Source organism: Lichenicola cladoniae (assembly GCF_013201075.1).
In the GTDB taxonomy this organism is placed as follows: Bacteria; Pseudomonadota; Alphaproteobacteria; order Acetobacterales; family Acetobacteraceae; genus Lichenicola; species Lichenicola cladoniae.
The window spans coordinates 48,371-59,600 of sequence record NZ_CP053709.1 but is presented as its reverse complement, the minus strand read 5'-3'; the positions used below and the strand labels follow the sequence as shown (position 1 = coordinate 59,600).

Genomic DNA, 11,230 nt, shown 5'->3' with positions numbered 1-11,230 from the left:
AACCGAGTAGGATCGGCCGATCAATGCCCGATCCAGGGCCACCGGAGATGCACCCCTGACCCAGCCGACCGACGACGGCGAAACCTGGCTCCTGCGGACGCCTGACCCCGAGCTTGAGCCGACGATCGTGCTGCGGCCGGCACCGCTGAACCACCCGCCGGCGCTGATCCGTGCTTGGTTCGACGACGCCGCCGACGCCGTGGTGCCGCTGCATGACGGCACCCTAGCCACCGCACGCCGCGCCGCCGACGCCTACGCCCGCCAGGCCAAGGCCGAGAACACCAGGCGGGCCTACCGGGCCGGGGTCCGCGCCTGGTGCGACTGGTGCGACCTCCATTACCTGAAGGCCTTGCCGGCACAGCCCGAGGACATCGTCGCCTTCCTGGCGCACGAGCGCGGCCGCGGCTGCTCGGTCACCACCATCCAGCTGCGCAGTGCCGCCATCCGCTATCTGCACCATCTGGCCGGTGTCGCCCTGCCGACCCAGCATGCGCGGGTGACCGAGACCATCGCCGGCATCCGTCGTGCTGCCGGTCTGGCTGGCGAGCATCCCCGCAAGAAGGCCGCCGCTACCCTCGCCGTCCTTACTCGCATCCTCGAGCCGATCGGCGACGACCTGGTCGGGCTGCGCGACCGGGCGCTGCTGCTGATCGGCTTCGCGGGGGCGCTGCGACGCTCGGAGCTGGCCGCCATCCGCGTCGAGCACCTCGAGCCGCGCGCCGGCGGCCTGCAGCTGACCCTGCCACGCTCCAAGGGAGCGCGGAGCGGTGCCAGCGTGACGATCGCCATCCCGGCCGGGACGACGGAATTCTGTCCGGTGAAGGCGGTGTATCACTGGATGGAGGCGGGCGGTATCCGCGAGGGAGCGGTGTTCCGGAGGGTGTGGCAGCCGCCGGCAGGCGGCGGTCATGACCACGCCTCGGTACGAAGTCAGATCCTGGGCAGTCAGGCGATCGATCCCCGCACGGTGGCGCGGATCATCCAGGGGCGCTCCGAGGCGGTCGGCTTCGATCCCGGTGTCCTCGGCGGTCACAGCCTGAAGCGCGGCGCCCTCACCGAAGGCATGGAGCGTGGCGTGCACCCGACCCGGCTCAAGCAGCACGGCCGCCACAAGAGCTACGCAGTGCTCGACGAGTATCTGGAGATGGGCGACCCGTTCGAGGCCCATCCCATGCGCGGGATCCTGTAGGTGAAGGCGCCGTTTTTCTTCCGGAGAGCGGAGATGCTTCGTCCCGCTCGTTCCGTCTCCAAAGCATGAGCTTCCTGCAATCGAGGCGTCTATTCGGCAAGCCCGTGCGCATAGGTAGCCCGGGTGGCTACCTGTTCGATGCGCTGATGCTGCTGTTTCTGTTCGTGGCGTATCTTGGCGACCGGGATCTGCAAGCGTTCAGCAAAGGACTACCGAGTGTCACGGTGCCGGGGTCGACCTTCGTCTTTTACGGAACACTTGGCATCTATGGCATCCGCGCCGCCATGTACGTGGCAATGCTACGCCGCAACCGGGCGCCACAGACAATCGAGTGGCTGGTGTTCATATTCCCGATTGCCTTCGCGATCGTATGTTTCGTCGCGTCCGGCCCGCTTCTGCGCGTCTACGCGGATCTCCACGGCTACAGGTTCTGCTCGGCGCACGGCGATCGGGCCACGATGTATACCTTCGCCAGGCAGAAGGAGAGCTGTCCGGCGGCATCCCGCGCGGGCGAGTGACCCTCCACCAGGAGCGCCACACATCGAAAATGCATTCGGCTGTCTCAAGGTCTGGCTGCCGCCGTAAGCCGAAGCCCTAGATCAGCAGCAGTTTGTCGGCGAGCGCCATCCAGCCGGCCGGCTCCTTGACCAGCGCCTGGATGTCGTACGGCCCGAACGCCCGGGTGGCACCGCGCTTGGTGAAGATCTCCCAGACGATGCCCGAGGCGGGTCCGGCCGCGGCGCCGCCAGGCGTTTCGAGAATGGTCTTCCGGGGAAGCGGTGGCAGCGGTTGCAGCGCGGCCGGCTTCTGCGTGAACGACGCGCGCTGCGCCGAGAGCGACGTCTGCGACGGGGTCATCGTCATCGGGGGCAGCGGCCGGATCGGCGGCAAGGTGAATGCCTCGATCCCGTCGGCTTCCGCGAAATACCCCTGCTCCTCGTAGGCCTTCCAATGGATCGCCGCGGCTGCGGCATAGCAGGCGCCGGTGCTGGTCAGCTTGATGCCCGCCTTGAGGGCGGCCGTTGCCACCATGACCGGCAAGGAGGCCAACGGGATGACCGAGCTGACGAGCTGCGCGGTGCGGATCGACAGCTTGGCCGCCTTCGCCGCCTCGACCAGCCGGCAGAAATCCTGCACCTCCGTCTGGTCGCGATATCTCGCCGCGATGTAGCCGATCCGCGCCATATGCAGCGATGTCAGCCCGACGGCATGGCCGTGATAGGCCGCCCCGGTCACGTTGACGCCCACCATGTGCGGGATCAGCGAGCTCAGGGTACCGAACGGCTGCACGGCACTGCCACCGATCGACTTCCAGTGCCGGCTGCTCAGATAGCGCTGGGTCACCGGGTTCGACTGGCCGATCTCAACCGCGTGCGCGTCGAAGAACGGGTTCCTGCGGTCCGATGTCAGCTCGTCCGCGGCTTTCTTGGAGCGACCTTCCACACCATCGGCGGTATCCATGGCCGCCTGGATGCCAGAGCCGACTAGCGTGATCGGCGCCTTGACGCTCTCGGCATGCACCACGCCCAGGATCAGCGAGACGGCCTGCATCGCCAGGTCGTAGGCGTCGATCTTGTCCTTCCCCGATGCCTTGAGGGCCGTGGCCTGCTGGTCCTTGCTGCCCAGCCAGCCGGGACCAGAGGGTGACGCGCGGCTCTGTGCCGTCGCCTGTGCGCCCTTGGGAAGGCTCGACATCTTCGGGAAGCTGGCGGCGGAGGGCATCTTCAAGATGGGGTGCTCGCCGTCGATCGAGATAATCTGTGCGATCCGGGCAGGTGATACCTGGCAGTCCGATCTCTGTTGCCGATCATCATCCGCGTCCTCCCGATGCCACCGAATGTTTCGCCTGAGAAACGCAGCATTGCCGATTGCCGGGATGAAGGTAACCGTTAGATGACGTTTTTATTTCTGAATAAACCATGCGCTCAGACCTGCGCCCATCACAGTGGGAGAGTTCAAGCCGACGCAGTCTGAACCGCTGATGTGTGGTTCCTAAGATGGTCAGAACAGCCTCATCCAGTGCCTATTGATTAATGTGTCCGAGGGGAGGCGGAGCAGCGTAATTATGGGGTGCGGGGCGACTGCGAAGATGAAGCCTCGCCTTCTTTAACGCCCGCTGACAAACACGATCGGAATCGCCAGGAAGGCGTTCCACCGCACCGGCGCGGTGGCCGGCCTGACCACCGGCCTACGCGACCTCGACAAGAAAAACGGCGGCATGCATCCGTCCAACCTGTTGATCTGGCCGGTCGGCCGGCGATGGGTAAGACCGCACTCGCACCAAAATCGCGTTCGGCTCGGCGCGCTCGCTGATGCAGGAAGCGCGCGAGCAGGGGCCGGGCACCCAGCCGAAGGGATTGGTTGCGTTCTCCGCGCTGGAAATGAGCGCCGAGTTGCTGGCGACCCGCCTGCTGTCCGAGGAGCCGAGTGTCGCGCGAGCGCCTCCGTCGTAGCGAGGTCAGGCAGAAGGAGTTCGACCGGTTCGTCCAGGTGAGCCGCGAGCTGCAGACGCTGCCGCTGCATATCGACGACACCCCGGAGATCAGCCTGTCGGCGATGCGCACCCGCTGCCGCCGGCTGGCACGCACCGAGGGCTGAGCCTGGTGGTCGTCGATGACCTGCAGCTGATGCGGCCGGCACCAAGCCGGACAACCGGGTGATGGAGATCTCGATGATCACTCAGGGATTGAAGGCACTGGCCAAGGAACTCGAGATCCCGGTGCTGGCGCTCTCGCAGCTGTCCCTGCAGGTCTAGAGCCGCAGGGATAAGCGGCCGCAGCTTCCAACTGCGCGGTTCGCCTCGATTGAGGCAAATGCTATTCGAAGGTCTTGCCTGCACTCGCGTCTCGACCACCACGGCCCAGGGCCAGTTGCAAAGCGCAGGGTGTTGAGCAGGACGAAGGTAAGCTGCCATCGATCGTTTTGCATCGGAGGGTTCACCTTGCTCCCGCTGGACATCATAGGTGAAAGCTCCATTAGACACTGTCTAATTCGTCTTTCTACCCTCATGTGTAGACAACCAGATGGAGTAGCTGGCATAAGATAACCCTCGAGGGAGCGACATGGGGAAAATTGTATTGGTTTCATCGCCAAAGGGCGGGAGCGGCAAGTCGGTCCTCGCACGGCACCTGCTTGTCAGCGCCAGCCAGGCGGGTCTTGACGTTCTGGGAATTGATTTCGACCGCCAGGGAACACTCGAGAAATGGGCCCAGCGCCGTGAAGTAACTCGCGCCACATTCCCCGATTTCGCCGTTGCCACTGTCAAATCGGCTAGGTTACAAGACTGGCGCGGTGGCTTGCGCCTTGCCGAACGTGCGGCTTTAACAATCATCGATACCCCGCCAAGTGTTGAAGACCATCTCCCGGCAATATCGATGCTCGCCGAAATGTCGGACTTGGTCATTATTCCAGCGGTCTGTACTCAAGACGATATAGACAGCGTTGGACCTTGGGTGGAGGTCTTAAAGAAGCGAAACGAGCGGTCTGTTGTCGTTCTGAATAGGGCCAATCGTCGAACTACTTCGTTTGCACGGATGCGCGGTAAGCTTGTCAAAATTGCGGATGTATGTCCCGTGGAAATACCGCAACTTGAAGACGTTCATGTTCCAAGCAGCAAAGGCCTGACGTTGCTTGATTATTCAAAAAGCCGAGGCCAGGAACCATTTGAGGAGGTCTGGGCCTACGTTCGACGGCAAGTAGGTCTCTGATGGCCCATCAAACCCGAGCACGTGCATCGCTAAAGAAGTTTTTAGCGTCCGACGAAGACGTCCAGCCGGTTGATAAACGATCGAGTGAGCTGGAAGAGCAAATTCTTATCGATCCCGCGGTGCTCGAAGCGCTCCGAGAAGTCTTCTTAGGCACGAACGTTATTGAGGACGAAAGCAAGATCCGTCGCATACTAGACGTCCGCGCCGAGATCCTTCGCAGTTGGTCCGAAGCCCGCGATTCCTTCATCTCTATTGGACGTGCGTTAATTTCGCTTGAGGAAACGCTGTCCAAGACGGAGTTTCAACGTCTCCGGTCTGGTAGTGAGCGTGTCTTTCCGTTTTCAGAAGCAACAGCCACACAATTTCGCCAAATCGCCCGCGCGGTGGATAACGGCCGATTGCCTTACGAGGCCTGTCCTGGGAGCTATGGGACAGCTTATCAAATTACCCTTCTCGATGATGAGCAACTCGCGATTGCACGCGACCGCGGGCTCCTGCGCGCTGATGTAACGCGGCGAGAGATCACTCTACTTCGTCAGGAAACCCGAGATAAGAGCTTGCTTCCGGGGCGAGTCAATAAGTCGCTTCTTCAAGAAGAGAGAAAGCGCCTTAAGCGTCGCGAACAGCAGATATCCGAGGAGCTCGAAACAATATTGCGGCGTCTTAAGGAGCTCAGTAGGCTTCTCGATCGAGAGGATGACGATACTGAATAATCTTCTTCGGTGTGTTCGACAGGATGCTAATACGAGCTTTCAACACTGCAATAGTCAGATAACAACCTAATATGATTGCTTCATCCCTAATCAGGCAGAGTATCCTTGCCCACAATAGTTAGCGTCTTCTCCCGGCGCTTTCTCAATTCGCGTAAGCGATAGGCGTCTGCCGGGGGAAGCGGAACAAAATCATCCGCCGGATTGCGCCCAGTCGCGGCTTGAACAAAGTCTTTCTGATTATCAACAACTGCCTGCCGGGACCGCCGTGTTTGCGCAGCAAACCACTCTGACGCAACCATGGTAAACGTGAGATCGTCCTTGCGCTTACCAACCATCCGCTCTTCAGTCTGAATATCTGTGAGTATGCCCTCACGACGAAGGACGTCGACCGCACTTGATACCCGTCTCAGCATGTCTCTGGATTTTTTCCAAACCGGCATGCCGCTGTCCCTACGGATCTCCGTTGCGTCCATGAGCTGTATCGGTTCATTGGTATTGGAGATCTTGGTGTGCAAGCGTTTGAGTAACCAGCGGGCAACAGGATCCCTTACCTTCATAAGAAGTTCATAGCTAACTTGCTCGAAGCTCAGCATCTTGATCGCATCAGCGACCAGGGGATTAAACTCGACGAAGGTCTCACTGTCGTCTTCTTGAGCCCGTCGCATTCCCATGACCGGAAACGCCGCGGCAGACAGAAAGGCCGCCCGTCTTTCATCCAGCGATTCGATCTTTAAACGGACTTCAGCAAGTAGCGTGATTGCTTCGCGGATCTCGTCCCTTGAGTAGGTGTGTTTGACTCTAGCAAGCTCTTCCTGGACTTCATATACAGTGAAGACAAATCGAATCTTGTTTTCGCCGTGTAGTCTCAGCCTGTTCCGATTACTAGCCAAGCGTCGAATGACTTCCTCAACGATCTGCTCCCTCTCGCCTAAATAGCGCTCCACCTCAGTCTTATCAGACAGGATGATCTGCGTTGGCTTCATCGTGATCCGATAGCGCTTCCCGTCGAAGCTGAAGTCTCGTTCGATTACTTTCCTGGCTGGGGTTTGAGCGTCGGACCTTCGCTGATCAAAAACGAAGCGCGGCGCGAGATCATAAAGCGCTACCATATTCGTTTTCGACGTATCCAGCACTTCCCAAAGCGCAAACTGGAGTGCGCTCTGCTGAGCCGCCTGAACCGCTTTTCTCGAATCGCTCCCTGCAGCCATGGTGCTTTCCTGATCCAGATTTCCCGTAAGGATGTCCTGCTTCGTCTGATACTGCAATAACGGTGACCAGAACCCACGATAAAACAGCAGGAGAAAGGTAGGACAAACAGGCAGGTAAGGAGGTTCTGAGGGCGCTCGTGGAGGTTTGCCGGGCGTTCAATGTTTGCTTGACCCTGCGCAGCCGCTATTGGTCTGCCAATCAAGTCGTCGGTTCGATGACCTTGCTTAGGCATAGGGCTCAGCCGGCACCTGCCCGACAAACCTCCCCCCATGGTGCCGCCGTCGCCCTGGTCCCCAAATGGTACCCTGCGTCCGGGCAGGGATCCGTGCGACACCGCCCGACAAACCTTCCTAACCACCTATTTCAAAGCCCAAATGGAACCTCGTGGCGCGATGAGGCGGCATATTTGCCTTTTTAACCTACTAAAATGCCCGGCAGACCCCTTGTTGCGCCTGATCATCCTCTATGATTGCCCGACTTACCACCGGTGCCGCCCGACAAACCTCTCTAGACGATGCGGCCGGTGCAGGAGCGCGGAGGCAGCAACACGGAGGTTTGTCGGGCACTAGCCCGATTCGGAGGCCTCCTAAGCCAGCATCTGCCATTCGCACCTTCTCTTGTGCCGGACTGCCCTTGGGTCGTGCCATCCAAACCTACGGTGATGCCTCGATGACCTTCCTTGCTTAGTCGCTTTGTCTTTGACCGAGACTTACCGCCTGAGCTTCGAGTGTTGGCATGACCATTGACGCGGAGGCCCTATGAGGGACGACCCAACATTTGGAAGCGTAACTCGATGGGCCAAGGTCCCAGCTTGGTGGCTGCTCCATCCCGGTATCGACGCTGACCGGTTCTGCGTGCTGGCAGCGCTTTCGACCTACGCCGATGAGCAGGGCTTCTGCGAACCGTCCCAGGCGACCCTTGCGCGTCATCTCAAGCGCAGCAGACCCTGGGTCAATCGTGTCGTCGCAGACCTTGCGGAAGCCGGGTTCCTGATCAAGGAGATGCGGACCCGTCGAAACGGGGGCACCACCTCGTGCCTCTACAAGCTCGTTCTCTCTGCCCCCGACCTGGGGACCGGTGACGTCCGTACGTCAGGCCCCAGTCGAGCGAAAGACACCCCCCGTCACGACGACGACACGAGTCAGGTAGAACCTAAACAGATTCATTACCCTCGCCCTCGAGCACGCGACGCTCATGTTGATGTTGCGGCCATTCCCGTCAGGGAGCCTCCAGAGAATGCGCCTATGACGGTGAGCACCATACCAGACAATTGGAAACCCTCTGCGGAAGCCTTACAGGCAGCTCTAACCCTCTGTCCGACCGCAAACGTTGTAGCACACTCCACAATGTTCGCATCCCGATGCCGAGCGAAAGGATATCGCTATCTTCCCACTCGTCTGGATGATGCGTGGCTGTGCTGGTTCGCAGAAGATGCGGCCAGAGGAGCACGCGGTCTGAGGTCAAGTCCTCAATCCATCGCATCCCCGCCGTCCAGACATACTTCCGCGGTGGGACGGGCCGATTCCCGTTTTGCAGCCTGGGTGTCATCCGCCGGGGCACCACCACTTTCTACCAAGAGCTGCTGGAGCTGACTGTAATGTCGATCCAAAGCCTACGAGAGCCGAGTCGTTATCAACATGGAATCGTCGATTTTAACGGGTTACTGGAGGAGGGACTTCCCCCCCCAGCAGTTCAGCGGGCGATCAAGACTGGCGTCGCCTCGTCGCGCATGGTCTTTCCCGCTGACGGCTCGGTTAAGATGCTCGAGTTTTGGAAGCCGGTTCCAGTCGAAGAGGGATCTGAGCTGACTGAGATCGAGACTTATCTTTCCTCTCTAGAAGCACACCTTGCGCCGGCAACACGATGGGACCTCCTTGGTCGCTTGCTCGCTTTGATGTCCCACTTCCGCTCGGATCCCCACCCACCTGAAGTGGAGGCGAGAATTGCCGATGACTGGGCCGAGGATCTCGGTTCATTCCCAATGTGGGCGGTTGAGGAGGCAGCTCGCCGCTGGCGCAGAACAAAACGGTTTCGCCCGCAGATTTGTGAGATGGTCGACCTCTGCGAGATTATCTGCGCCGACCGTGTTCAAGAACGGGATCGGCTGCGTTCTGTCGTAGACGTTTCGCGTGCAGTCAGGAATCCGCTTATAACACGAGTTCAAGCCATCGCCAGAATGAGCATCAAAAAGTTGTAGGCAGAATGGCTTGATCGCAATTAGCTTTAGTGAACGTTGAACACCACTTTGAGGGCGGCACTAGGGTGACAACCCGATCAACGTATTGATTTAGCTTTCCTGATGTGATTCGCTGAGCTGATCGGGAGGGATCGGCATGAGCGAACTGGACTGGCTGAGCGACGAGGCGTGGACGGTGCTTGAACCGCATCTGCCGAAGAACCGGCCGGGTGTCCCGCGTGTCGACGATCGCCGGGTCATCAGCGGCATTCTGCACGTGCTGCGGTCAGGTTGCCGATGGAAGGACTGTCCGCCCGAGTATAGGCCGCCCACGACGATCTATAACCGCTACAACCGGTGGAGTGCGCAGGGGCTGTGGCACAAGCTGTTCGCGCGTCTGGCTGCGGCCGGGAACATCCCGGACGAGCTCAGCATCGACAGCACCCACATCAAGGCCCACCGCTCCGCGGCAGGGTCAAAAAAGGGGATGCGGCGCAGGCGATCGGCCGGTCACGTGGCGGACGGACCAGCAAGATCCACGCTCTGGCCAATGCTCAAGGCAAGCCGATCGCCTTCGTCCTGACGCCAGGCAACATTGCCGACATCAGCGTCGCAGCAACGTTGCTCGACGACGTCGCGCCGCCAATGCGATTGCTGGCGGACAAAGCCTACGATGCCGATCACTTCCGCAAACCACTCGAAGCTCTCGGCACCGAAGTGGTCATTCCGTCAAATGGCACGCGCCGCCATCCCTATCCCCTGAACCGGATCGCGTATCGCAGGCGCAACGTCATCGAGCGCATGTTCTGCAGGATGAAGGACTGGCGACGCATCGCCACGCGCTACGACCGGCTCGCCAGAAACTTCCTCTCCGCTGTCGCACTCGTCGCAACCATCTGTTTTTGGCTGGCCTGATTGAGTCGGCAACCTAGCTGTTTGGTTGCGGAACATTGTTGGGATCCGGTAGGGTTGGCGATCCAGGACTATGCCTACAGGTTTAACCGCCTTGCCGCTGTAGCCGGACACAGGTGACGCATGCCGCAGATCCATCCGCAAGCCCGTACCACACCCGCCACCCGTATCGAGATCGCCCGATCCACGGAGCCGAGTAGCACTGTAGCCAGGCGCTACGGCATCAGCGCCGAAACGGTACGCAAGTGGCGCAAGCGAGGTGCCGCTGACTGCCTTGATCACTCAGCGCGCCCGCACCGACTTCCCTGGAAGGCGACTGATGAAGAGCGTGCAATCGTCTGCACCCTGCGACGTGAAACCAACTTTCCTCTGGATGACCTGACTTTCGCCGTCTGCCACTTCCTGCCACACCTCAATCGCGACAGTATCTGGCGTATCCTCAAGGCAGCCGGTCTCAATCGCAGACCTAAGCCCTCCTCCGAACAGCCCACCAAAGGCCAGGGAACGTTCCGTGAATACGACCTTGGCTTCGTGCATATCGACATCAAGCATCTGCCAAAGCTGCAGACAGCTAATGCCGAAAGACGCAAGCGGTATCTCTACGTGGCTATCGATCGATGCTCACGCTCGGTCCACCTTGCCGTCAAGGACGACGAAACCGAAAAGAGCGCCATTGCCTTCCTCCGCGAGGCGGCCGCTGCCTTTCCATTCCCGCTCACCCACGTGCTGACCGATAACGGCAGCTGCTTCACGCCGGCCTTCGCAAAGGTATGCGCAAGCCTGGGCGCGCACTATCGCCATACCAAGCCGCGAACCCCACAAACCAATGGCATGGTGGAGCGCTTCAACGGCCGCATTAGCAGCGAGGTATTGGGCATCAACATCTACTCGCATCGTGCTCTCGAGCAGGTTCTCCGCGGCTTCAACGTCGCCTACAACGCGCGCCGCCAGCGGGTCCTCGCTGCCAGAACACCAAACCAGGTCGTGCAGGAACGACTGGCTTCTATCTGTTCAACCGATCATCGCGAGGCAAACACCAGAGCAGGTCCATGCGACCTCACCAAGGCTCGACTGATCGTAGAAGCCGCCAAGGAGGTCTCACAACCAGACACCTAACATTACAGTTGCACTTTATTGCGGATTCCGACGTAAGCCGCCCACCCATTCCGATCTGATGGCGCTCGGCATTCCGATTTGATGTCGCCCACCGTTCCGATTTCAAGCCGCCCACCATTCCGATGATCCCGCTCACCCTGAGGGTAGGAGTGGGCAACCGGAGATGGATTGTCTCGCGGGTCAGCAATGACCTGGTCTCCAGTGCCGC

Annotated in this window: 9 protein-coding genes and 1 pseudogene; 8 read left to right on the top strand and 2 right to left on the bottom strand. The window is 60.1% G+C overall.

The features are described from left to right. The first annotated feature begins 127 nt into the window (after positions 1–127). Complete coding sequence (locus HN018_RS22140) at positions 128–1,189, top strand: site-specific integrase (RefSeq protein WP_239479390.1); 1,062 nt, start codon at positions 128–130, stop codon at positions 1,187–1,189. Positions 1,190–1,293: 104 nt separating this feature from the next. Beyond that, complete coding sequence (locus tag HN018_RS22135) at positions 1,294–1,707, top strand: hypothetical protein (protein WP_171837398.1); 414 nt, start codon at positions 1,294–1,296, stop codon at positions 1,705–1,707. A gap of 76 nt (positions 1,708–1,783) precedes the next feature. Here HN018_RS22135 and HN018_RS22130 read toward each other — a convergent pair whose 3' ends face one another. After that, entirely contained in the window at positions 1,784–2,917 is a 1,134-nt protein-coding gene (locus HN018_RS22130) for a hypothetical protein (protein WP_171837397.1), read from the bottom strand. A gap of 382 nt (positions 2,918–3,299) precedes the next feature. Here HN018_RS22130 and HN018_RS22125 point away from each other — a divergent pair. The 3 genes and pseudogenes from HN018_RS22125 to HN018_RS22115 form a co-directional block, all read left to right on the top strand. Beyond that, a pseudogene (locus tag HN018_RS22125) lies at positions 3,300–4,007 on the top strand (DnaB-like helicase C-terminal domain-containing protein); the annotation flags it as partial. 244 nt (positions 4,008–4,251) lie between these two features. Further along, complete coding sequence (locus tag HN018_RS22120; RefSeq protein WP_171837396.1) at positions 4,252–4,896, top strand: ParA family protein; 645 nt, start codon at positions 4,252–4,254, stop codon at positions 4,894–4,896. Beyond that, complete coding sequence (locus HN018_RS22115) at positions 4,896–5,609, top strand: hypothetical protein (RefSeq protein WP_171837395.1); 714 nt, start codon at positions 4,896–4,898, stop codon at positions 5,607–5,609. Before HN018_RS22120 ends, HN018_RS22115 begins: the two co-directional genes overlap by 1 nt. An 86-nt stretch (positions 5,610–5,695) precedes the next feature. On the opposite strand, the gene HN018_RS22110 is transcribed toward HN018_RS22115, so the two are convergent. Beyond that, positions 5,696–6,874 carry a plasmid replication protein gene (locus tag HN018_RS22110; protein ID WP_171837394.1) on the bottom strand — a complete coding sequence of 393 codons (1,179 nt, stop codon included), beginning with the start codon at positions 6,872–6,874 and terminating at the stop codon, positions 5,696–5,698. A 1,541-nt stretch (positions 6,875–8,415) separates the two neighbouring features. On the opposite strand from HN018_RS22110, the gene HN018_RS22105 reads away from it, so the two are divergent. From HN018_RS22105 to HN018_RS22095, 3 genes are all read left to right on the top strand, one after another. Next, a complete protein-coding gene (locus tag HN018_RS22105; RefSeq protein WP_171837393.1) occupies positions 8,416–9,015 on the top strand; it encodes a hypothetical protein in 600 nt (199 codons plus the stop codon). 136 nt (positions 9,016–9,151) lie between these two features. Next, a protein-coding gene (locus HN018_RS22100) for an IS5 family transposase (protein WP_408886822.1) occupies positions 9,152–9,909 on the top strand; the annotation gives its coding sequence in 2 pieces (ribosomal slippage) (positions 9,152–9,494 and positions 9,494–9,909; 759 coding nt in all). Positions 9,910–10,029: 120 nt separating this feature from the next. After that, entirely contained in the window at positions 10,030–11,022 is a 993-nt protein-coding gene (locus tag HN018_RS22095) for an IS481 family transposase (RefSeq protein WP_172443529.1), read from the top strand. Positions 11,023–11,230: the final 208 nt, after the last annotated feature.